Source organism: Roseobacter sp. HKCCD6576-2 (assembly GCF_013179285.1).
GTDB lineage: Bacteria > Pseudomonadota > Alphaproteobacteria > Rhodobacterales > Rhodobacteraceae > Rhodophyticola > Rhodophyticola oceani.
This window is the reverse complement of sequence record NZ_WVNW01000001.1, coordinates 837,185-858,572: the sequence shown is the minus strand read 5'-3', so window position 1 is coordinate 858,572 and position 21,388 is coordinate 837,185. Positions and strand designations below refer to the sequence as shown.

Sequence of the window (21,388 nt, the reverse complement as noted above, 5' to 3'; positions counted from 1 at the left end):
GGCGCTTTTGCAAGCGTCTGGTTTAGAACTCCACGCCCTTTTGTGCGACGATCCCATCTTTGAACGGGTGTTTGACCAGCGTCATCTCGGTTACCAGATCGGCAATCTCGATCAGCTCCGGCTTGGCGTTGCGCCCGGTCAGCACCACATGGGTCATCTCGGGCTTTTCGTGCAGCAGGAAATCGACCACCGCGTCGATATCCAAGTAGTCGTAGCGGAGTGCGATATTGATCTCGTCGAGCAGCACAAATTGAATCTCAGGATCGAGGATCAACGCCTTCGCCTGTTCCCACCCGGCTTCGGCGGCCGCCACATCCGCCTCCCGGTCTTGCGTTTCCCAGGTGAAGCCCTCGCCAGAGACGACAAACTTGCATTCTCCGGCAAAGCGGTTGCGCAGCAGCTCTTTCTCGCCGGTCGTCCAGGTGCCTTTGATGAACTGCACCACGGCACACGGGATGCCGTGGCCGATACAGCGCATGATCATCCCAAAGCCGGAAGAGGATTTGCCCTTGCCATTGCCGGTATGCACGACAATCAGACCTTTTTTCTCGGTCTTCGTCGCCATCAGACGATCCCGCGCTTTCTTCAGCTTGCGCATCTTTTCATTATGGCGGCCGGTGACATCATCCATAAGCGCACTCCTGGTCATCAGAGCGCCCAGATTGCCGAACGCGCCTGCTTTGGCAAGGCGCGGATGCCTCCGGCGGGGATATTTGTGAAGCAGAGAAGGGGCAGATCATGCGTCAGATCCGCCCCTTTGGAGAAGGGCGTGCGGGGTTAGGACGCCTCGTCAAGCACGCCGCGCGCGATTTGGTCGGCCTCGATGCTCTCGAAGAGGGCTTTGAAATTGCCTTCGCCAAACCCGTCATCGCCTTTGCGTTGAATGAACTCAAAGAAGATCGGGCCGATCACGGTTTTCGAGAAAATCTGCAGCAGGATGCGGGTTTCCCCGCCATCAACCACGCCTTCGCCGTCGATCAGAATGCCATGTTTGCGCATATGATCGAGCGGTTCTTCATGACCTTGCACGCGCTCATGGCTCAGGTCGTAATAGGTGTCCGGCGGGGCGGGCATGAACTTGATGCCACGCTCAGCGATCTGGTCGGTCGAGGCGTAGATGTCGTTGGACCCAACCGCGATATGCTGGATACCTTCGCCGTTATAGCGTTTCAGATATTCGACGATCTGACCCTTCTCGCCCCGGTCCTCGTTGATCGGGATCCGGATGCGACCGCAAGGCGAGGTGAGCGCACGGCTCAAGAGACCGGTGAACTTGCCTTCGATATCGAAGAAGCGGATTTCCTTGAAGTTGAAGATTCGACCATAGAAGTCGAACCAGATATCCATATAGCCCTTGTGGACATTGTGGGTGAGGTGATCGAGATAAAAGAACCCAACGCCCTGGGGATGCGCATCAGCAACCCAATCGAACTCCTCGTTATAGGGGTTCGCATCGTAATACTGGTCGATCAGATAAATCAGACTGCCACCGATGCCGATGATCGCGGGCACATCCATGGTTTTGTCAGCGCCGGTATATTCCTCGGCCCCTTTCGACAGCGCATGTTTCAGCGCGTGCTCGGCATCCACGACGCGCCAGGCCATCGATGGCGCGCAGGGCCCATGCTCTTCCACGAACCGACTGGCAAAACTGCCCGGTTCGGCATTCAGCACATAGGTGATGTCGCCCTGCTGCCAAAGCTCAATGGCTTTGGTCTTGTGATTGGCTGTATGCACATAACCCATCTTGGCGAAGAGGTCGCGGAGCTCTTGCGGCTCGGGATGCGCGAATTCGACAAACTCGAACCCGTCGGTTCCTGCGGGGTTTTCGTCACTGATGGTGGCACGGGGGGCGTCATGGGGGAACGGGCCCATTTGGTTTCCTCCTTCGAAAGGGAATCTGTTCGCTATGCGCAGAATACAGCATTCCTGGTGCGAATTCCGCGCATTCTACTGGACTTATCCATATATACTCGCAAGATATACGCACCAAAGCCATAATTCACGCGACAGCCCCGCATGCTTGATGACACTGACCGGCGCCTTCTCAAAGCGCTACAACAAAACGCGACCCTGACCGCGCAGGAGTTGGGCGAGAAGCTGAACCTCTCGGCCAGCCAAGCCGGACGCCGACGGCAACGCCTCGAAGCGGCAGGCTATCTGATCGGGGCCCGGGCCGTTATCGATCCGGCGCGTGTCGGCTTGGGCGTGCAAGCCTTCGTGCAGGTGCAGATGGCGGCCCATAGCGATGACACCGATGCCAGTTTCGCCCGCCTCGTCCGGGCGCAAGAAGCGATCACAGCGGCCTTTACGCTGACAGGTGAGGCCGATTACCTGCTCCGCGTTTGGTGCGCCGATCTGCAAGCCTTGCACGAGATCATCCACGGGATACTCTTGCCGCACCCCTCCGTCGCGCGGGTGCAATCGCAGATCGTTATGGATCAGATGAAGCCCGACGCGCCATTGCCCATCTAGGACGTTTATATGGAAGATTTCCTGCTCCAAGCCACCATCTACCTCGCCGCGATGGTGATCGCGGTGCCTTTGTCGGTGCGGTTCGGCATGGGGTCGGTGCTTGGCTATCTCCTCGCGGGGATCATGATTGGCCCGGTTCTGGGGCTGGTCGGGGCCGAAACGGAAGATTTGCAGCATTTCGCGGAATTCGGCGTCGTCCTCATGCTGTTTCTCATCGGTTTGGAACTAGACCCCAAAGGCCTCTGGGAGATGCGCAAGAAGCTGGTCGGCCTTGGCGGCGCGCAAATCGTGCTAAGCACGGCTGCACTGGCAGGTGGCGCGGCGCTGTTGGGCTTTGCCTGGCAAACCTCTTTGGCGATTGGTTTGATCCTGGCGCTTTCCTCCACCGCGATTGTGCTGCAAACGCTGAATGAAAAGAAGCTGATGCAGACAAATGGCGGGCGCTCTGCCTTCTCGGTGCTGCTGACGCAAGACATTGCCGTGATCCCGATGCTGGCGCTTTTGCCGCTTCTGGCCGTGCCCGGATTGGTCAGTTTCGGCGAAGACGGCTCGATCCAACGCGCGGTCGAGGATGACGCGCATCACACGATGTCGCTTGTCGAGGGGTTGCCGGGATGGGGTGTCACCCTGGTGACCCTCGGCGCGGTTGCGGCCGTCATCCTCGGCGGCTATTTCCTAAGCCGCCCACTTTTCCGGTTCATCCATATGGCGCGGTTGCGTGAAATGTATACCGCTGTCGCGCTCGTCATCGTCGTCGGCATCGCGTTTCTGATGATCCTTGTTGGCTTGTCGCCAGCGCTTGGGGCATTCGTTGCTGGTGTGGTGCTGGCCAACTCCGAATTCCGCCATGAGCTTGAAGCCGATATCGAGCCTTTCAAGGGGCTGCTTCTGGGGCTTTTCTTCATCACCGTCGGCGCAGGTATCAATTTCCGGGTCCTCTGGGACAGTTTCTTTGTCGTGGTCGGGCTGACGCTCGCAGTCATGACCGTCAAAGGCGTTCTGCTTTATGGCATCGGTCTGATCTTTCGGTTGCGCGGGCGAAACCTCTGGCTCTTTACCCTCGGCCTGGCGCAAGCGGGCGAGTTCGGCTTCGTGTTGATCTCTTTCTCACTGCAGCAAACGGTGTTGCCGATCCATATCGGTGAAATGCTGCTTTTGGTCGTCGCACTTTCCATGCTGCTGACGCCGCTTTTCTTCATCCTCTACGACTATCTCAGCCGCCGGATGGGCGAGGCAAACGACGAGAACCCCGAGCCGGATCGGATCGATGCCAAGGCCCCGGTGATCATCGCCGGAATTGGCCGGTTTGGGCAGGTCGTCAACCGGATGGTGCAGGCCTCCGGCTTCAAAACCATCGTACTCGACAGTGACCTCTCAACGATCCAACTGATGCGCAAATTTGGGTTCCGGGGCTTCTTTGGCGATCCGACCCGGCCCGAGCTTCTGCATGCGGCGGGGTTGGATGACGCGAGCGTTCTGGTGGTTGCTGTGGATGACAAACAAGCGGCGGTCAATCTGGTGAGCTATGCCAGACGGCTCCGCCCCGATATCGCGATCACCGCGCGGGCGCATGACCGGTTGCATGTCTACGAGCTCTACAATGCCGGGGCCGATCATATCGTGCGCGAGATGTTCGACAGCTCACTCCGCGCGGCGCGCTACGTGCTCGAAGATATGGGGATGACCGATTACGAGGCCCATGAGTTGGAAACCGCGTTTTACCGTCACGATCGGCAAAACCTGCGCAGCCTCGCCGATGTCTGGGTGCCGGGCGTGCCGGTGACGCAGAACGACGCGTATATGGAGCGCGCGCGCGAGCTGAACAACAACCTGGAGACCGCTCTGGTCACGCAGCTTGATGAGATGGCTCATGATGAGCCACCGCAAACCGGCAAGCGCCGCACCCGCAGCGACGCCGGGGCCCTCAAAGGCGTGATCGCCCGGCAAAACGCGACGCAAAACCCAGGCGACGGCTAGGCTCTAACCCGCTGCGACACCGGCCTCTGCAAAGGTTGCCATGCCGGAATGGCAGGCCAAGGCGCCTTTCAGAACCTGGATCGCCAAAGCCGCGCCACTGCCCTCGCCCAGCCGCATGCCAAGCGCCAGAAGTGGCTCTTTGCCAAGCGCGGTTAGGAGCGGCCCATGCGCATGTTCCGCAGAAAGGTGCCCCGCCACCGCATGATCCAGCGCGCCGGGCACGGCCTTGGCCAGGGCGGCGGCGGCAGCGGTACAAATGAACCCATCCAAAATCACCGGTATGCGCAAGACGCGGGCATGGGCAATCGCGCCGACCATCGCGGCCAGTTCGCGCCCGCCAAGACACCGCAGCGCCTCCAGCCCGTCGGTGGCGGCACTTGGATTGGCGGCCAGCCCATCAGCCACCACTTGGGTTTTCAGCGCAAGCCCTGCATCGTCCACACCCGTGCCCCGACCGGTCCAATCGCTGGCCTCGCCCCCATAGAGCGCGAATGCGATGGCTGCGGCGGATGTGGTGTTCCCAATCCCCATTTCGCCGGTGATCAGAAGATCCGCCTCCGGATTGACGGCGGCCCAACCGACACCGATAGCGGCCATTAGCTCGGCCTCACTCATCGCAGGACCTTGGGTAAAATCGGCGGTCGGGCGGTCAAGCTCCAACGGGTGAACGCTCAAATCCGCACCGGCAGACTTGCAGAGTTGGTTGATCGCGGCCCCGCCCGCCTCGAAATTGGCCACCATCTGCACGGTGACCTCCGCCGGGAAAGCACTGACTCCCCGCGCAACCACGCCGTGATTACCTGCAAAGACAAGCGCTTGCGGTGAAGCGATTGTTGGGCGCGGGTTCGACCGCCACCCCGCATACCAGATCGCCAAATCCTCCAACCGACCAAGAGCGCCCGGCGGCTTGGTGAGTTGCCCATTGCGCGCTTGCGCCTCAGCGATGGCCGCCCCGTCCGAACTCGGCGCGGCGGTTAACGCTGCACGAAACGCGGCGGGGCTATCGGGAGCTTGGATCATGGCGGCGATGTCTTTCATTTGCGATCACGTTGGCTTTGGTGTTTATCGCAAGCTTGATCACACGCCACGCGACAGAAAGGCCTATTTGATGTCCGAAGGCGACAGAACATCCGACACGGCGTTGATCCGGGCCGCCGATATCTGGCTGGCCCTGGGGTTGCTGACGCGCTTGCCCTTGCCATGGTCGGGCGACCAAAACCGCGCAGCGCGGGCGGCGTGGGCCTGGCCGCTGGCGGGTGCCGTCCTTGGCATTTTGGGCGCGTTGACGGGTGGGATCGCGATGGCCTTTGGCCTGCCGACTGGCGTCTGCGCGGCCCTGACACTGACCGTTTTGATTATTGCCAGTGGGGCTTTGCATGAAGATGGCTTGGCCGATACGGCGGATGGGTTCTGGGGCGGTTGGACACCCGAGCGGCGGCTGGAGATCATGCGCGATAGCCGGATCGGCACCTATGGTGTTCTGGCCTTGGGCCTCAGCCTGCTGGCGCGATGGTCGCTGATCGCGGCCGCCTTGGATCACGGCAGTGCAGGTCCCGTGCTGATCGCGAGCGCGGCGATCAGCCGTGCGCCGATGGTCGCGCTGATGGCGCATCTGGCCCCGGCGCGCGCCGACGGGTTGGCGCGCGCTGTCGGGCGCCCCGCCGCTGACACCACATGGCTGGCATGTAGCGTGGCCGGTGGCGTGGCGCTGATCTTTGCGGGGTTTGGAGGGTTTTTGGCGCTTCTCGTGGGGTTCACCGTCGCCATCGGGCTTGGTGCACTGGCCAAAACCAAGATCGGTGGACAAACCGGCGATGTCCTGGGCGCCAGCCAGCAATTGGCAGAGATTGCGGCGATGGCGGTTTTGGTTGCGGCTCTGACATAAAAAGGGCCTCCCGGTGAGGAGGCCCAGCTAGAGACTTGACGATGCGCCTCAGATTAGGGGCAGGCAGCGTAGTAGATCGTGCCGTCGCCACGTGCATATGCGCAGCGATTCTGCTGCGTGCTACGAGCCAACAACGTGCCCGCGGCGGCACCGGCCACGCCGGCCACAATGGTCCACTCATCATTGGCATCCAAAGCGTCGGCCAGCAAAACACCGCCCGCAGCACCGCCCAGAAGGCCGAGATTCGCGCGGTCTTGGTCGCTCATCTGGCAGCCTGCAAGAAACAGCGTGCTTGCCGCGATGACGGTCATAAGAAGTTTCGACATGTTACGTCCTTTCCAACGTGCTTTCGTCCGATCCTGTTACCTCAATGGGTCGGACCAACCACAGATCGGGTTCAATCTTCGGCCAGCCCAGAGGCAATGGCCAGTCTGATCGCAACGCTGATCAAAGATCAGCACAATCATGCCGATGTCGCGCCCGCCGCGAAAACAGAAACGCCCGCCGCAATGCAATGCGACGGGCGTTCTCTGTTGAATTTCAAGCGGGTTAGGCGGCGGCGCGCGCCGTCAAGACATCGTCGACGCGCTTCTGCGCACCAGCCTCATCCATGCCGTTCACAGCCGCCAACTCGCGGGTCAGACGCTCAAGCGCCGCTTCGTAAAGCTGACGTTCGGAATAGCTCTGCTCTCGCTGATCATCGGCGCGGTGCAGATCCCGCACGACTTCGGCAATCGCGATCAGATCGCCCGAGTTGATCTTTTGCTCGTATTCCTGCGCCCGGCGGGACCACATGGCCCGTTTCACGCGCGCCTTACCCTTCAGCGTATCAAGTGCTTTCGATACCACATCAGGGCTCGAGAGTGAGCGCATGCCCACTTCGGTGGCCTTGGCGGTCGGCACACGCAGGGTCATTTTGTCTTTCTCAAACGAGATCACGAACAGCTCAAGCGTCATCCCAGCAATCTCTTGCTCTTCGATCGATACGATCTGTCCCACGCCATGCGCAGGGTACACCACGTATTCGTTAGGGCTGAAATCCCGAGATTTGCGTGCTTTGCTCATATATGTCTTCCTCTTTCGGCCCGCGAGCATCAGGCGACAAAAACGCCAGTGGAAAGACAGGCTTTCCACAAGCGGATTCTTATGTCCTGATATCTCATCGCGGGCAGCAGCCCCGCGGCGCGTGTCACAACTCTATTTGTAACAGATATATAGCATAAAAAACGAAGGTTTCAAAATCTGACGCCGCGCACAGGCCAAACAGCCCTGTTTTTACAGGGTTATGCTGCGGTGCAACAGAGATTTCATATCTCTAAATCTGCATCGCAGATGCGAATCGGTCAACCACCTTCGCCCGGCGCCTCGGAAAACAGCTCCATCTTGCCGGGTTTGCCGTCCATCTCATCCGCATTTGGCAGCTGATCTTTCTTGGTGATGATCACCGGCCAGGCTTCGGACCACTTGCGGTTGAATTCGACCCAGGTCTCCATATCCGGCTCGGTATCGGGGCGGATCGCATCAGCCGGGCATTCCGGTTCGCACACGCCACAATCGATACATTCATCAGGATGGATGACCAGCATGTTCTCACCCTCGTAGAAGCAATCCACGGGGCAAACCTCCACGCAATCGGTGTATTTGCAGGCGATGCAGTTGTCGGTAACGATATAGGTCATCAGGAGACTCGGCAGACTTGGTCAATCGTTAGCTACGCAACCCCCACAAAAGTTGCAAGATGGGTGCGACGCCGTTGCCCGATTATGATCCACTCTGGCGGCTAGACCCTATCGGGGTCATCGTCTCGGAACGCCTCCAGATCGCGCCGCGCTTTCTTGGTGGGGCGCGCACCGACACGTTCGGGGATTGGCTCCGCAGGCGGGGTCAGATCGTCATAGAGCGCCTGTGCCTCGGGCGCAGGGCCACGGCGGGTCGCCAAGGCGACGATCCGAACCACGCGGATCATCCGACCCTGCGGGAAGGTCAACACATCACCGGGCCCGATCGAGGTTGCCTTTTTCTGCACCTTCTCGCCATTGACGCGCACATGGCCGCCCGACACGGTTTTCGTGGCCAGGCTCCGGGTCTTGAAGAACCGCGCCTGCCAGAGCCACTTGTCCAGCCGGTCTTTGACCGCCTCAGTCAGCTCTTATCCTTCAGCCCCGCGAGGGCTTGGGCAAAAGGATTGTCCGGGTCGATCCGGTCTTTCTTGCGATCCGGCCTGGCGGAGAAGCTTTGAGGTTTGTTGCCGCGTGGTTTGCCACCGGGCTTGCCCTGCGGTTTGCCCTTCTTACCACGCGGTTTGCCGCCGCCATCATTTCGGCGCTGACCCTGTTGGTTCGGGCGGCGGCGCGCGGCCCAGGCGAAGGTGTAGAACACCTCCATCTCCGGTACCGCATCCGCAGCTTCCGCCAGAGCTGCTGCACTTTCCGGCGGTGTCTCCGTCGGTATCTCCTGCGGCGGCACTGACGGTGCCTCAGCGGGCGGCTCCGCCGGCGTTTCCTGCGGCGGCGCGGGAGGCCCTTCGCCGGGCGCATCGTCCGGCAGTTCGGTGGGAGTCGGATCAGGCGTGTCGGCCCCCTCCGTCGCAGATGTCTCCGCAGCAGGCGTCTCTGTCACTGGTGCCGCTTTCACCTTCACCCGCTCTCCGCGATCCGCCTTATACCCGATGCCCTGCATCAGATCCGCAAACTGTTCCAACGTCATCCCGGTGATCGACAACATATCCGCCGTCGCCTCAAATCCGCCGCGCGTATCTTGCTGGCGCAGCATATCGGCGAGCCGCTCTAGCATGTCGATGCGGATCGCCCGAGCACCCGCTGCTCGATAGCCCGACATCGTATGATAGCCGTCGGGCACCCCCTCGGCATTCGGGATCGTCACCAAACCGGGCGGCGGGCTTTCCGGGAACTCGGTCAGCCCTTTGGCCAAGCCCCAAAGCACCAGCCGCAACCGCGTCGGTGCGGGTTTGAGAAGCAGTTGTTGGAAAATCGTGAATTGGCCAAAGCGCACACCATGCTTGCGCAGAAGCGCCCGCGCGTCTTGGTCCAGCGCTTTCACATCCTCGACGACATCGGCGCGGGGCAGGACACCAAGCGCCTCGACCATGCGGAAGGCGAAACCGCGCGGCAGCCCGGTGAGCGCCTCATCCTTCGACATCGCCAAAAGCGGTTCAAAAAGGGTCGCCACCTTGCGGTCGATGAAATGTTGCAGCCGACGCTGGACCTTTTGCATCACCTCCGGCCCGGCCTCATCATCAACAAAGGCCTCGGCAATAGGCTTCAACGCCTCGGGCCCGGCAACCAGTTTGCCCACCGCTTGGTCGCCCCACATCAGACCACCCTGCTCGGTGTAGTCAAACTCGGTGTCCGGTGCGTTATAGAACCGATCTGCGCGGAGATGGAATTCTGGCCGGAGCGCCGCCACCGCGGCCTGCTGTAGTGTCTTGGCCTCATCGGCCGTGGCGGATGCATCCTGCCGGAACCGGAATCCTTCGAGGCGGCCCACAAATTGGCCCTCTACCGTCACTTCACCCTTGTCGTTCACCTCGGCCACAAGGCTCTCCTTCTGCTTCAACCGGCGCATCAGCACGGAGGTGCGCCGGTCGACAAATCTTTGCGTCAGCCGCTCGTGAAGCGCATCTGACAGGCGGTCTTCTACGGCACGCGTGGCGTCTCGCCAATGGGATTCATCATCGACCCAGCCATTCCGCTGCGCGACATAGGTCCATGTGCGGATATACGCCAATCGTTTAGACAACGTGTCAATATCGCCTTCGGTACGGTCGATGCGTTTCACCTGTCGCGCAAGCCAGTCGTCCGGCACACGGCCCAGATCGTGCAGATAGTCGAAAATCCCCGCCAGAAGGCTCGCATGTTCCGCGTGGCTGATCCCTCGAAAATCGGGAATACGGCAGACATCCCAAAGGAGTTTTACGTCCTGTGCACCGCTGATCCGTTCGGCCACATCCGCTTGCCCCGAGATGGCCTTTAGCGCCATCAGATCGTCGGCTTCTCGCGCCCGCGAAAGCCACTCGTCTTGCGTGTGCTCCTGCAGCGACGCGATCAAGCGCGGGACAGTGCCAAACTCCAATCGCGAGTTCCGCCATTGCAGTTTCCGAACTGGGGCGAAGCGATGGTTGGTGATCGACTCGACCACCTGATCATCCAGCGGCGCGGCCTCGCCCGTGACCCCGAAACTGCCGGGCTCGGTGTATCGCCCTGCCCGGCCCGCGATCTGTGCCAGTTCGTTGGGGGCAAGGTCGCGCATCTTACGCCCATCGAATTTGCGCAGACCCGAAAACGCCACATGGCGGATGTCGAGATTGAGGCCCATGCCGATGGCGTCGGTGGCCACCAACACATCCACATCGCCGTTTTGATAGAGCTCCACCTGCGCGTTCCGGGTCCGTGGGCTGAGCGCCCCCATGACCACGGCGGCCCCGCCCTTCGTGCGCCGCAAAAGCTCGGCAATGGCGTAGACATTCTCGACCGAAAATCCAACGATTGCAGAACGGGACACCATGCGGCTGATCTTCTTTGAGCCTGTGTAGGTCAGCTCCGAAAACCGATCACGTCGCATGAATTGGACGCCAGGCACCAAAGCCGCAATCGCACCGCGCATCGTGTCCGCACCCAGAAACAGCGTCTCATGCAGGCCACGGGCATGGAGCAAACGGTCGGTGAAGACATGGCCCCGCTCGGGATCCGCGCAGAGTTGTATCTCGTCGACGGCCAGAAAATCCGTGCCGTTGCTCTGCGGCATCGCTTCAACGGTACAGACCCAGTATTGCGTGCGCGGCGGCACGATCCGTTCTTCGCCTGTGACCAGCGCCACGACAGAGGGGCCACGCAGCGCGACGATCTTGTCATAGACCTCGCGCGCCAACAGGCGCAGCGGCAGACCGATGACACCGGTGCGATGCGCCAGCATCCGCTCAATCGCGTAATGGGTTTTCCCGGTATTGGTGGGGCCAAGGATGGCGGCAATGCGCCCCTGCCCCGACATGCTGCCTGTCATTCTGCCTGACCACCCGGCGAAGGGCAGCCCCTTTCGGCCCTTATTCTGAAAATCTAGAGGGTTTCGCCCTCAAGCATCCGGTTCAACCGATCCACCGCCTGATTTATGTCGGGCCGGTGTGGATGTATAGCTTGCGCGCTCTCAAAAGCCTCCAACGCGGCGTCGAATTCGCCCATTTCCTCCAACATAAGCCCCAGTCCCGTCAACGCTCCGAAATGGCGTGGATTGAGGGCCAGGACTTGCTGCACATCGGCAATTGAGGGGCCATACATGCCCATCCGGAAATAGGCTGTGGCGCGCGCATTCCAACCTTCGGCGAAATCCGGCGCATGATCCGTCAACGCAGTCAGGTGATCAAGCGCCGCGTCCAGATCGCCCTCATCCAGCGCCTCGCGCCCCCGCATCAACAGGAAATCCGCCGAGGCCGAGCCGGAGATTGACCAGCGTTGGTAAATCTCTTCTTCCACCAACTCCCAATTGCCCAAATCCGGGATTTGGAGCCGCTCAAACAATTCTTCCAAGCGGTCGTTTTGCGCAAAGGCCAAGCCGGTTCCCGCCGACATGGTCAAAACTGCCGCAAGGAGAGTGTTGTGTATGATGACGAATGCTCTCATTCTGCTTTTGACTGTAGCATTCTGACACGCAGGTTCCAGAACAAAGCCGCGTGATCGACGGGAAGGAGATTTTCATGAGCGATGTGATTACCGGTGCCGTAGCGGCTCTAAGCGCGAAACTCGGCGATGGGTTCGACGGCAGCGCCATGTTTGTCATCGAAGGTGAAGGCGCGATTGTTGTCGACGGCTCGGGCGTGCGCGCCGCCGAAGACGGGGCCGAAGCCGATGTGACGATGACCGCCGATGCCGACACATTTCAAGAAATCCTCGCCGGGGACCTGAACCCGACCGCCGCCTTCATGGGCGGGCGCCTGAAGGTTGATGGCGATATGGGCGCGGCCATGCGCCTCGGCGGCGCGCTCGGCTGACATGTGATGTTGGCCGATCCTGTCGACACCGCGATTGAGCCCGCCCCCTATCTGGCCGATGTGGCCGATGGGCCGGATGAGGCGGGCGCCTGGTGGGTCCGCGCCAAAGACGGCACGCGGATTCGGGTTGGTCATTGGCCCGGAGGCGACAAAGGCACCATCCTGATGTTCCCGGGCCGCACGGAGTATATCGAGAAATACGGACGGTTGGCGCGAGACATGGTCGCGCGCGGTTATGGTATGGTCGCGATCGACTGGCGCGGCCAGGGCCTTGCCGACCGCCCTGCGCATCGCCGCGATATGGGCCATGTAGTCAGCTTCGATGAGTATCGCGAAGATGTGGCGGCCATGCGCCAAGTGCTGGACCAGATCGCGCCACCGAAGCCTTGGTTTCTGATCGGTCATTCGATGGGCGGGGCCATTGGGCTCAGGGCGTTGCATGACGGGTTGCCGATCACGCGCGCGGTGTTCACCGCACCGATGTGGGGCATTCAGATGTCGCCGTTTCTCCGTTCGATCTCTGGGATCGTGATGGGGTTGAGCGGCCCGCTTGGCCTTGACACCAAATTTGCGCCCACGACAGGCCCTGCGGAGCCAATGGCGTTTGAAGACAACCCGCTGACCTCGGATCGGGACAATTTCGACTACATGTCACGACAAGTGGCAGAGCATCCGGATCTGGCGCTCGGCGGCCCCTCTATCCGATGGGTTAATGCCGCGCTGCGCGAGAGCAGCACCTTGCTCGCGATGCCTGCGCCTGACACACCGGCGCTGACGATCTTAGGAGAGTTGGAGCGGATCGTGGAACCAAGCGCCATCAAAGCTCGCATGGCGCATTGGCCTGGCGGACGGCTTGATTTGATCAAAGGGGCCGAGCATGAGGTGCTTATGGAGGCCCCGGCGATGCGCGATGGCATCCTTGATGCGATTGTGACCTGGTTCGAGGGCGACAGTTAGGCCGCTTAACACGCGGCCGCGGTCAGACCGCCTCGGGCGCATCCATAAGAACGCCACCGTCAAGCCGCAAGACGCGATCCATTCGCCCGGCCAGCTCCAGATTATGCGTCGCGATCAGCGCGCCAAGCCCGCGCCCGCGCACCAGCCCCATTAAGGCATCGAACACGCGATCCGACGTCGCTGGATCAAGGTTTCCGGTTGGCTCATCCGCCAAAAGCAAGGCAGGTCGGTTCGCCAAAGCGCGGCAGAACGCAACGCGCTGTTGTTCGCCGCCCGACATCGCGGCGGGCCGATGGCTGGCGCGGTCTCCCACGCCGACGCTTTCCAATAGCTCTTGCGCATGCGCCTCGGCCTCGGCGCGGGGCGCCCCATGGGCCAGTTGCGGCAGCACGATATTCTCAGCCGCCGTGAACTCCGGCAGCAGATGGTGGAACTGATAGATAAACCCGATCTGTCCGCGCCGCGCCGCGGTCCGCGCCCGATCAGACGCTTGGCCCTGATCCACACCCGCGATTTCGACCACGCCTGCATCCTGAGTATCGAGCAGACCGGCGATATGGAGAAGCGTCGACTTCCCGGCACCCGAAGGCGCGACCAGCGCAACGATCTCGCCCGGTTGCACCTCCACGGAGGCTCCGCGCAACACGCGGATTTCATTCGGCAATCCGTGATTGTAGCCCTTCTCGATCCCATCGAGGCGCAACACTGGCTTACTCATAGCGCAGCGCCTCCACCGGGTTCATCCGCGCCGCGCGGCGGGCGGGGAAGATCGTCACGACAAAAGACAGGCCCAAAGACAGCGTGACCGCCGACATCACATCGCCCCATTCAAGCCGTGCGGGCAGTTGCGACAAAAGCCGGACCGATGGGTCCCAAACACCGCCACCCGCGACCCAGTTCACAAAGCTGAAGATCGGGTCAATCCAGATCGCAAAGGCGCAGCCAAGCGCCACGCCCACAACCGTGCCCGCGAGCCCAATGGCGGAGCCGCAGATAAAGAACACCCGCAGGATCGAGCCTTCGCTCAGGCCCACAGTTCGCAGAATCCCAATATCGTGGCTCTTGTTTTTCACCAGCATGATCAGGCCGGAGACAATGTTCATCGTTGCGATCAAAACCAGGATCGAGAGGATGACGAACATGATGTTGTCTTCCATCTGCAAGGCTTGCAGATACGCTCCGGAACTGTCCTGCCAGGTGCGGACATAGGTGCCCTGCCCCGCCGCTTGGGACACCTCCCAAACCACCTCTTCGACGGACTCGGGATCGCCGACTGCCACGTCAATGCTATCGGCCACGCCATCGCGGCCAAAGAAGCTCTGCGCCTCGGCAAAGGGCATATAGATGCGCACATTGTCGATGTCCCACCGGCCCACCCGGAACACATAGACGACCTCATAACCTCCGATCCGGGCGGCCCGCCCGCCGACAGTCTGCGCGCCCGTCGGTGAGGTCAGGCGGATCGTATCGCCGATCCGCAGCCCCAAACGCCGCGCCACGCCCTCGCCAATTGCGACACCCTCGTTGAAACGCTGCAAATCGCCAAAGGCGGCTTCCGGCTCGCGCACCAAAGGCACGGTGGCCAAGTCTTCGGCCGTGATCCCAATCACTTGGCCTAGCGTATTTTCGGCCCGCGCGCTCGCCATGACCTCGGCGCGAATGACGGCGGCGGCATGTTCGACACCGGCCACTGCGCGGACCGCGTCGGCCACCGCTTGCGGTGCTTCAATTGTGCGTGTGGTGGCCGCGCGCCCGGCCAAGGCCGCCGCGACATCCGGGTTCGCGTCGATCAAAGCGCGCTCTTCTTCGGTATAGTCGAACCGCTCCAACCCAAGAACAGAGATATGCGGGTTCGCGCCAACAATCGTCGCGACAAATTCATGGCGAAAGCCCGAGCGGACGGCCAAGGTCGCGATCAGCGCCATAACCGCCAAAGCGATGCCAATGAAGCTGATCCAGGTCATCACGCTGACGCCACCCTCGGCGCGGCGGGCGCGCAGATAACGCCAAGCGATCATAAACTCAAAGCCCGAGAACGGTTTGGTTCGGCCAGACATCCGGCGCTCCTGCCCATTATTGTTGCGCGCAAACTGGGTGCTTTAAGGCCAAGGGTCAAGCTTCGTTGATTCCAGCACCAATAACGCTTGCACCCACCCAACATGTCGCTTTTAATCTTTCATGTCGTTTTTCGACATCGAACCGTGGCGGTTAGACGGGCCGACAGATGCCTGCGCCCCGCCTTTACCCAGAATGCCTGGAGTTGACGACCAGGCCGGGCTCCTGCCCGTTCGTCCAGGGAGACAAACACCTATGACTCATTCCGCACGAAACGTGCATCCCGCAGCTATGGCCTATGCGCAGGAAGTCGCTGACGGCACGATGGACCGCCGCGAGTTTTTGACCCGCGCGACTGCGCTTGGCGTATCGGCCAGCGTGGCCTATGGCCTGATCGGCTCGGCCAAACCTGCCCGCGCCGCCGGGCATATCCAACAAGGCGGAACGATCCGCATCCAGCAAGAAGTCCGGGCGATGAAAGATCCGCCCTCCTATGACTGGCCGCAGATCGCGAATTTCAGCCGTGGGTGGCTGGAATACCTGGTGGAATACAGCCGTGATGGCGTGTTCTCGGGCCGACTTCTGGAAAACTGGGAGGTCAATGAGGACGCGACACAATACACGTTGTACCTGCGTCAGGGTGTGATGTGGAACGATGGCACGCCGTTTACCTCGGCCGATGTGGCCTACAACATCACCCGGTGGTGCGACCGCTCGATGGAAGGCAACGCAATGGCCTCGCGGATGGGCGCGCTCATCGACGAAGCGACCGGCGCGATTGCCGATGGCGTCTTGGAGGTCGTCGACGATCACACCGTGGTGCTGAATCTGGCACAGCCCGACATCACCATCATCCCGACCATGTCCGATTACCCCTCTGCCATCGTGCAGAACGGTTTCTCGGGCAGCCCGGTCGATAACCCCGTCGGCACAGGCCCCTATCGGCCCGTCTCTTACGAGGTGGGTGTCGGCGCGGTGATGGAGAAGAACCCCGATCACACCTGGTGGGATGCCGATAATGGCGCGGCGCTGGACCGGATTGAGTTTGTCGATCTCGGCACCGACCAATCGGCCCATTTGGCCGCGGCCGAGGCCGGCGAGATCGACATGCTCTATGAAACTGTCGGCAATTTCGTCGATATTTTCGACTCGATCGGCTGGACCAAATCCGAAGCGCTCTCGGCCAACTCGCTGGTGCTCCGGACCAATCAGAACAACGCACCTTATGACGATGTGCGGGTGCGCCGCGCCTTGGCGCTGGCATGTGACAACAGTGTTCTGCTTGAAATCGGCTATGACGGGCGCGGAACCGTGGCGGAAAACCACCATGTCTGCCCGATCCATCCCGAATATGCCGATATCGGACCGCCGGAATACAACCCGGAAGAAGCCCGTCGCCTGATGGAAGAGGCTGGTGTGCTCGACTTTGAGCATGAGCTGATCTCGATCGATGACAGTTGGCGGCGCCCCACCTCAGACGCACTGGCGGCGCAGCTTCGCGATGCCGGTTTGAACGTGACGCGGACCATCTATCCAGGGTCGACCTTCTGGAACGATTGGGCCGAATATCCGTTCAGCTCCACCGATTGGGGCCACCGGCCCTTGGGCGTGCAGAACCTGACGCTGGCCTATAAGTCGGGCGAGCCCTGGAACGAAACTGGCTTCAACAACGAAGAGTTCGACACGCTTCTGGCCGAAGCCTCGGCAATTGCCGATGCCGAAGCCCGCAGCCAGGTGATGGCCCGGATTCAACAGATCATGCGCGATGAAGGGGTAATCATTCAGCCCTATTGGCGCTCGGTCTATCGGCACCATAGGGAGGACATCGTCGGCGCGGAAACGCACCCGATCTATGAGATCCACCTACATTACCTGGGCTTCGCAGCCTAATGCAAAGAAGGGCGGCGCAGAATGCGCCGCCCTCTCCGGGACCATCTGGCAATGGATGGCTGCTTAGACCCACCCCACCAAATGCCCTTCCAGAATCTGTTGTACGCACGTCATCAGCTTCACGAGGGATGGGTAGAACCCCCGTCACGTTTGACAACAAATCCTGGGAACCGCCGCGCCTGCAAAACGGCGGATTTGATCTGATCTTGGCTAGAACAAGATCGTGTCCATCACGAATTCGACAAACGCCTCCCCACGATCGGTATGGTCCTCGATCACGACGGATTGCGCGCCAGCGAGACGCATCTTGACGTCCCCATCCGCCGTCACTGTGACATTGGCCGCTTGCCAGGCATCCAGATCGGCATACGCCGTCAGGAAGCCAAAATCGGACAGATCAATGGTGTCTTTGGCCGACCCAAAGACTTGCAGATCGGTGATCGTATCGCGGGAAAAGCCGCCGTCTTTGAAAACAAAGACATCTGCACCGGAGCCGCCAGTCAATTGGTTGACGCCCGATCCACCCTCAAGGCGATCGGTCCCGTGGCCACCGTCCAGCGTGTCAGCACCGGCACCGCCGCGGAGCACATCCGCACCGGAATCGCCGTTCAGCACATCGCGCCCCGCATCGCCCGACAGATCGTCTGCGCCAGCGCCGCCGTTCAGCACATCGCCACCGCCGCCACCAGACAAGACATCCTTGCCATTGCCGCCGAACAGAGCATCGACCCCTGCTCCGCCAGACAGAACGTCGTCCCCCTGGCGCCCCATCAACGTGTCATTGCCCGTGCCACCGTCCAGCATGTCATTGCCTTGGCCACCGCCAAGAAAGTCGCTGCCGCCGTCGCCGTAAAGCACGTCGTCGCCAATGCCGCCTCTCAACTCGTCATTGCCGGTGCCGCCATGCAACTCGTCATTGTCGGCCCGACCATAGAGAAGATCTTTGCCACTGCCGCCCCAAAGGATGTCATTTCCGTCTGCGCCGCCAAGCCGGTCATTGCCCGCCCCGCCGAACATGACGTCATCGCCCTTGCCGCCCCAGAGGAAATCGGCCCCGATACCGCCATCCAACGCGTCGTTGCCAGCGCCACCATAGAGACGGTCGTCGCCACCATCGCCCGTCAGGGTATCATCGCCATCGGCCCCATAGACCTTGTCATTCCCCTCGTCGCCCTGGGAGTGATCATGACCAGCACCACCATAAAGGCGGTCGGAGCCGGTGCCGCCGGACAAAACATCTTGATCAGCACCGCCATAGAGGCGATCCGCCCCGATGTTGCCGGAGATGTTGTCGTTCCCTTGGCCACCAATGGCGACATCATTTGCGCCGCCACCTGAAATCTCGTCATTATCATTGCCGCCAAAGAGGCTGTCTGCACCGGCACCGCCAAACATCTGATCCTGCTCATCGCCGCCGAAGAGTTTGTCGTTCCCTCCTTGGCCATACATGGTGTCATTACCATCACCACCCCAGAGTTTGTCATCGACGCCACCCGATCCGGAGCCAGAGCCGGAGCTAGAGCCACCGGCCCGGACATTGCCGCCGGTTAGGTAGTCGTCACCTGTGCCGCCATAAATTTTGTCCTGACCCGCGCCGCCATCGATCACATCGGCGCCACCGCCGCCGCGCAGCGCATCTGCACCACCTGCGCCAGAGATCGTGTCGTCGCCGCCTTGGCCATAAACTCGGTCGGCGCTGTTGCCTGCCGAAATCGTGTCGTCACTTTCTTTGCCGTGAATGCGGTCCGGACCTGCGCCGCCGCTGATCTCATCGGCCTCCGGTGTTCCGTATATATGTCTCGCCATTGTGGTCTCCCCTAACAGGCGTTGCGTTTTCTCATCACGCGACACCTATCGGACCATGGGGCGGAAGCGACCTGAGCAATGGCATATCTTCAGAAGAATTCGGATAGGCCCCCTGTCCGAAAGGAGAAGAAATGTTGCCCGACCAAACACAATCGGCACGATCAAAACAGATTGAAAATGAGCGTCATGGCCCGGCAAGATTGCACCGGCCAAACGTTCTGCCCCGGACATGCCGGGACAGTATGAGTCGTTAGAGTTCAGACACGCCTGTCTGGCGCTAGAGCCAAGTGTGGAAGCTCCGATCCGCCATCGGCTCTACCATCGCGCCAGCATGGCCATGATGCGGCGCATAGATCTCGGCCACTTTTGCCGCCGCCGCCTCCGCGCTCATCTCTTCGCTCTCGCCAGTCCGGCGGCAGGTGAGCTCCACGACGCCTTTGTCCAACCCACGTGGCCCGACGGTGATCCGCCAGGGGAGACCAATCAGATCCATGGTGGCGAATTTCGCGCCCGCCCGCTCTTCGCGGTCGTCATAGAGCGGTTCCAGACCCTTGGCTTGAAGCGCCTTATAGAGCCCCTCGCAAGCGGCATCCGTGCCAGCATCACCCTGACGCAGATTGACAATGCCGCAATGGAACGGCGTCACACCTTCGGGCCAGATGATGCCTTTGTCGTCATGGCTGGCCTCGATAATCGCCCCCATAAGGCGGCTGACACCGATCCCGTGACTGCCCATATGAACCGGCACTTTCTGCCCATCGGCGGTTTGCACCGTCGCGCCCATCGCGTCGGAGTATTTGGTGCCGAAATAGAAAATCTGACCCACTTCGATGCCGCGGGCCACCCGGCGCCGTTCTTCGGGGATTTCCATGAAGAGCGCTTCATCATGGGTCTCGTCGGTGCGGGCATAGCGGCTGGTGAACTCTTCCAACACAGCCTGACACTCTGCCTCGCTGTCGTAATCCACCGCGCGGTCACCGAATTTCAGATCGGTGATCTCGCTGTCATAAAACACTTCGCTCTCGCCGGTCTCGGCCAACACCAAAAACTCATGGGTGTCATCGCCGCCAATCGGCCCGCTATCGGCCCGCATCGGGATGGCCTGAAGACCCATACGCTCATAGGTGCGCAGATAGCTCACCAAATGGCGGTTATACGCGTGCATCGCGGCCTCTTTCGAGACGTCGAAATTATAGCCATCTTTCATCAGGAATTCGCGCCCGCGCATCACGCCAAAGCGCGGGCGGATCTCATCTCGGAATTTCCACTGGATATGATAGAGCGTCAGCGGCAGGTCCTTGTAGCTGGTTACATGGGACCGGAAAATATCGGTGATCAGCTCTTCATTGGTCGGACCATAAAGCATGTCCCGATCTTGCCGGTCGCGAATGCGCAGCATCTCTGGACCATAGGCGTCATAACGCCCGCTCTCTTTCCAAAGATCAGCGCTTTGCAAAGTCGGCATCAACATCGGGATATGGCCCGCGCGTTGCTGCTCTTCATTCACGATCCGCGCGATCCGCGTCAGCACCCGATAGCCAAGCGGCAGCCAAGAATAGATCCCCGCACTGGCTTGCTTGATCATCCCCGCGCGCAACATCAGCCGGTGGCTGACAATCTGCGCCTCAGCAGGGGTCTCTTTCAGAACGGGCAGGAAATAGCGGCTTAGGCGCATGGGTTCTCTCATCTCGGGGTCGCGTTCCGCCCGGGTTACGCGATTGCCCGAGGTCGGACAAGAGATCACGCACCATCACAGGATCGTGATCGCCGTGATCGGATCAAGATGACCCCTCGTAACCCCTTCCGTGTTCAGACAATGGGAGACACATAAATGAAAAAATTGCTTGCCACCGCCCTCACCGCGGCCACCCTGATGGGCTCCGCTGCCAGCGCCAACACCATCGTTGATATCGCCGCCGCCGATGAGCGCTTCTCGACCCTCGTGGCTGCCGTGACCGCCGCAGGCCTGGTCGATACGCTGTCTGGACCTGGCCCGTTCACCGTCTTCGCGCCGGTCAATGACGCCTTCGCCGCGCTGCCTGAGGGTACGGTTGAAACGCTGCTCTTGCCGGAGAACCAGGGGCAGTTGACCGATATCTTGCTCTACCATGTAGATGATCGCGAGCTGACCTCGGGCATGTTGCCGAACGGGTCGATCTATATCCGCCCGGCACTGACCTCAGCGCGCCTTTGTGTAACCGCTGGCTCGGGCGGCGTGTCCATCGCCGACGGCTCCGGAGAAATGGCCAATGTGGTTATCGCCGATATCGAGGCCGACAACGGCGTGATCCATGTGATTGATCGTGTGTTGATCCCTGGCGATCGTCCGGCCTGCCACTGAG

20 protein-coding genes are annotated in these 21,388 nt (G+C 60.9%); 7 read left to right on the top strand and 13 right to left on the bottom strand.

Annotated features, from left to right (window positions below; translation table 11 throughout):
* Window positions 1–22: 22 nt before the first annotated feature.
* Both cobO and hppD read right to left on the bottom strand, forming a co-directional pair.
* Window positions 23–631: a cob(I)yrinic acid a,c-diamide adenosyltransferase gene (gene cobO / locus GTF44_RS04270; protein ID WP_171557761.1), complete on the bottom strand. Its 609-nt coding sequence runs from the start codon at window positions 629–631 to the stop codon at window positions 23–25.
* A 146-nt stretch (window positions 632–777) separates the two neighbouring features.
* Complete coding sequence (gene hppD, locus GTF44_RS04265; RefSeq protein WP_171557759.1) at window positions 778–1,875, bottom strand: 4-hydroxyphenylpyruvate dioxygenase; 1,098 nt, start codon at window positions 1,873–1,875, stop codon at window positions 778–780.
* A 144-nt stretch (window positions 1,876–2,019) separates the two neighbouring features.
* Here hppD and GTF44_RS04260 point away from each other — a divergent pair, with 144 nt between their 5' ends.
* A complete protein-coding gene (locus GTF44_RS04260) occupies window positions 2,020–2,475 on the top strand; it encodes an Lrp/AsnC family transcriptional regulator (protein WP_171557758.1) in 456 nt (151 codons plus the stop codon).
* 9 nt (window positions 2,476–2,484) lie between these two features.
* Window positions 2,485–4,452, top strand: a complete 1,968-nt coding sequence (locus GTF44_RS04255) for a monovalent cation:proton antiporter-2 (CPA2) family protein (protein WP_171557756.1) — start codon at window positions 2,485–2,487, stop codon at window positions 4,450–4,452.
* Between the two features lie 3 nt (window positions 4,453–4,455).
* Here the strand turns inward: GTF44_RS04255 and cobT are convergent, their stop codons facing one another.
* Window positions 4,456–5,472, bottom strand: a complete 1,017-nt coding sequence (gene cobT / locus GTF44_RS04250) for a nicotinate-nucleotide--dimethylbenzimidazole phosphoribosyltransferase (protein WP_171557750.1) — start codon at window positions 5,470–5,472, stop codon at window positions 4,456–4,458.
* Between the two features lie 88 nt (window positions 5,473–5,560).
* Here cobT and cobS point away from each other — a divergent pair, with 88 nt between their 5' ends.
* A complete protein-coding gene (gene cobS / locus GTF44_RS04245) occupies window positions 5,561–6,337 on the top strand; it encodes an adenosylcobinamide-GDP ribazoletransferase (RefSeq protein ID WP_171558620.1) in 777 nt (258 codons plus the stop codon).
* A gap of 53 nt (window positions 6,338–6,390) precedes the next feature.
* Here the strand turns inward: cobS and GTF44_RS04240 are convergent, their stop codons facing one another.
* The 6 genes from GTF44_RS04240 to GTF44_RS04215 form a co-directional block, all read right to left on the bottom strand.
* A complete protein-coding gene (locus GTF44_RS04240) occupies window positions 6,391–6,663 on the bottom strand; it encodes a glycine zipper 2TM domain-containing protein (RefSeq protein WP_171557748.1) in 273 nt (90 codons plus the stop codon).
* Between the two features lie 223 nt (window positions 6,664–6,886).
* Window positions 6,887–7,402: a CarD family transcriptional regulator gene (locus GTF44_RS04235; protein WP_145211502.1), complete on the bottom strand. Its 516-nt coding sequence runs from the start codon at window positions 7,400–7,402 to the stop codon at window positions 6,887–6,889.
* Window positions 7,403–7,680: 278 nt separating this feature from the next.
* Entirely contained in the window at window positions 7,681–8,016 is a 336-nt protein-coding gene (fdxA, locus tag GTF44_RS04230) for a ferredoxin FdxA (RefSeq protein ID WP_145211505.1), read from the bottom strand.
* Window positions 8,017–8,117: 101 nt separating this feature from the next.
* Window positions 8,118–8,483: an RNA-binding S4 domain-containing protein gene (locus tag GTF44_RS04225; RefSeq protein ID WP_171558618.1), complete on the bottom strand. Its 366-nt coding sequence runs from the start codon at window positions 8,481–8,483 to the stop codon at window positions 8,118–8,120.
* Window positions 8,480–11,356, bottom strand: coding sequence for a helicase-related protein (locus GTF44_RS04220; protein WP_253261149.1), 2,877 nt, complete (start codon window positions 11,354–11,356; stop codon window positions 8,480–8,482). Before GTF44_RS04220 ends, GTF44_RS04225 begins: the two co-directional genes overlap by 4 nt.
* Before the next feature lie 53 nt (window positions 11,357–11,409).
* Window positions 11,410–11,919 (bottom strand): tetratricopeptide repeat protein, encoded by a 510-nt coding sequence (locus GTF44_RS04215; RefSeq protein WP_253261148.1) that lies wholly within the window; start codon window positions 11,917–11,919, stop codon window positions 11,410–11,412.
* Window positions 11,920–12,044: 125 nt separating this feature from the next.
* Here GTF44_RS04215 and GTF44_RS04210 point away from each other — a divergent pair, with 125 nt between their 5' ends.
* Window positions 12,045–12,338, top strand: a complete 294-nt coding sequence (locus GTF44_RS04210) for an SCP2 sterol-binding domain-containing protein (protein WP_145211516.1) — start codon at window positions 12,045–12,047, stop codon at window positions 12,336–12,338.
* 6 nt (window positions 12,339–12,344) lie between these two features.
* Window positions 12,345–13,295 carry an alpha/beta fold hydrolase gene (locus GTF44_RS04205; protein WP_171557746.1) on the top strand — a complete coding sequence of 317 codons (951 nt, stop codon included), beginning with the start codon at window positions 12,345–12,347 and terminating at the stop codon, window positions 13,293–13,295.
* 22 nt (window positions 13,296–13,317) lie between these two features.
* Here GTF44_RS04205 and GTF44_RS04200 read toward each other — a convergent pair whose 3' ends face one another.
* Window positions 13,318–14,013 carry an ABC transporter ATP-binding protein gene (locus GTF44_RS04200; RefSeq protein ID WP_171557744.1) on the bottom strand — a complete coding sequence of 232 codons (696 nt, stop codon included), beginning with the start codon at window positions 14,011–14,013 and terminating at the stop codon, window positions 13,318–13,320.
* A complete protein-coding gene (locus GTF44_RS04195) occupies window positions 14,006–15,352 on the bottom strand; it encodes an ABC transporter permease (RefSeq protein WP_171557743.1) in 1,347 nt (448 codons plus the stop codon). Before GTF44_RS04195 ends, GTF44_RS04200 begins: the two co-directional genes overlap by 8 nt.
* Window positions 15,353–15,605: 253 nt before the next feature.
* On the opposite strand from GTF44_RS04195, the gene GTF44_RS04190 reads away from it, so the two are divergent.
* On the top strand, window positions 15,606–17,240 hold the full coding sequence (locus GTF44_RS04190) for an ABC transporter substrate-binding protein (protein WP_171557741.1): 1,635 nt from the start codon (window positions 15,606–15,608) through the stop codon (window positions 17,238–17,240).
* A 210-nt stretch (window positions 17,241–17,450) separates the two neighbouring features.
* Here GTF44_RS04190 and GTF44_RS04185 read toward each other — a convergent pair whose 3' ends face one another.
* Both GTF44_RS04185 and proS read right to left on the bottom strand, forming a co-directional pair.
* Window positions 17,451–19,046 carry a calcium-binding protein gene (locus GTF44_RS04185; protein WP_171557740.1) on the bottom strand — a complete coding sequence of 532 codons (1,596 nt, stop codon included), beginning with the start codon at window positions 19,044–19,046 and terminating at the stop codon, window positions 17,451–17,453.
* Window positions 19,047–19,323: 277 nt separating this feature from the next.
* A complete protein-coding gene (proS, locus tag GTF44_RS04180; RefSeq protein ID WP_171557738.1) occupies window positions 19,324–20,721 on the bottom strand; it encodes a proline--tRNA ligase in 1,398 nt (465 codons plus the stop codon).
* A gap of 156 nt (window positions 20,722–20,877) precedes the next feature.
* Here proS and GTF44_RS04175 point away from each other — a divergent pair, with 156 nt between their 5' ends.
* Window positions 20,878–21,387 carry a fasciclin domain-containing protein gene (locus GTF44_RS04175; RefSeq protein ID WP_145211536.1) on the top strand — a complete coding sequence of 170 codons (510 nt, stop codon included), beginning with the start codon at window positions 20,878–20,880 and terminating at the stop codon, window positions 21,385–21,387.
* Window position 21,388: the final 1 nt, after the last annotated feature.

What these genes read in the sequence shown, in the direction of transcription:
- cobO (WP_171557761.1), bottom strand. Translation starts at nt 631, where the DNA reads ATGGATGATGTCACCGGCCGCCATAATGAAAAGATGCGCAAGCTGAAG.
- hppD (WP_171557759.1), bottom strand. Translation starts at nt 1,875, where the DNA reads ATGGGCCCGTTCCCCCATGACGCCCCCCGTGCCACCATCAGTGACGAA.
- GTF44_RS04260 (WP_171557758.1), top strand. Translation starts at nt 2,020, where the DNA reads ATGCTTGATGACACTGACCGGCGCCTTCTCAAAGCGCTACAACAAAAC.
- GTF44_RS04255 (WP_171557756.1), top strand. Translation starts at nt 2,485, where the DNA reads ATGGAAGATTTCCTGCTCCAAGCCACCATCTACCTCGCCGCGATGGTG.
- cobT (WP_171557750.1), bottom strand. Translation starts at nt 5,472, where the DNA reads ATGATCCAAGCTCCCGATAGCCCCGCCGCGTTTCGTGCAGCGTTAACC.
- cobS (WP_171558620.1), top strand. Translation starts at nt 5,561, where the DNA reads ATGTCCGAAGGCGACAGAACATCCGACACGGCGTTGATCCGGGCCGCC.
- GTF44_RS04240 (WP_171557748.1), bottom strand. Translation starts at nt 6,663, where the DNA reads ATGTCGAAACTTCTTATGACCGTCATCGCGGCAAGCACGCTGTTTCTT.
- GTF44_RS04235 (WP_145211502.1), bottom strand. Translation starts at nt 7,402, where the DNA reads ATGAGCAAAGCACGCAAATCTCGGGATTTCAGCCCTAACGAATACGTG.
- fdxA (WP_145211505.1), bottom strand. Translation starts at nt 8,016, where the DNA reads ATGACCTATATCGTTACCGACAACTGCATCGCCTGCAAATACACCGAT.
- GTF44_RS04220 (WP_253261149.1), bottom strand. Translation starts at nt 11,356, where the DNA reads ATGACAGGCAGCATGTCGGGGCAGGGGCGCATTGCCGCCATCCTTGGC.
- GTF44_RS04215 (WP_253261148.1), bottom strand. Translation starts at nt 11,919, where the DNA reads ATGTCGGCGGGAACCGGCTTGGCCTTTGCGCAAAACGACCGCTTGGAA.
- GTF44_RS04210 (WP_145211516.1), top strand. Translation starts at nt 12,045, where the DNA reads ATGAGCGATGTGATTACCGGTGCCGTAGCGGCTCTAAGCGCGAAACTC.
- GTF44_RS04205 (WP_171557746.1), top strand. Translation starts at nt 12,345, where the DNA reads ATGTTGGCCGATCCTGTCGACACCGCGATTGAGCCCGCCCCCTATCTG.
- GTF44_RS04200 (WP_171557744.1), bottom strand. Translation starts at nt 14,013, where the DNA reads ATGAGTAAGCCAGTGTTGCGCCTCGATGGGATCGAGAAGGGCTACAAT.
- GTF44_RS04195 (WP_171557743.1), bottom strand. Translation starts at nt 15,352, where the DNA reads ATGTCTGGCCGAACCAAACCGTTCTCGGGCTTTGAGTTTATGATCGCT.
- GTF44_RS04190 (WP_171557741.1), top strand. Translation starts at nt 15,606, where the DNA reads ATGACTCATTCCGCACGAAACGTGCATCCCGCAGCTATGGCCTATGCG.
- GTF44_RS04185 (WP_171557740.1), bottom strand. Translation starts at nt 19,046, where the DNA reads ATGGCGAGACATATATACGGAACACCGGAGGCCGATGAGATCAGCGGC.
- proS (WP_171557738.1), bottom strand. Translation starts at nt 20,721, where the DNA reads ATGCGCCTAAGCCGCTATTTCCTGCCCGTTCTGAAAGAGACCCCTGCT.
- GTF44_RS04175 (WP_145211536.1), top strand. Translation starts at nt 20,878, where the DNA reads ATGAAAAAATTGCTTGCCACCGCCCTCACCGCGGCCACCCTGATGGGC.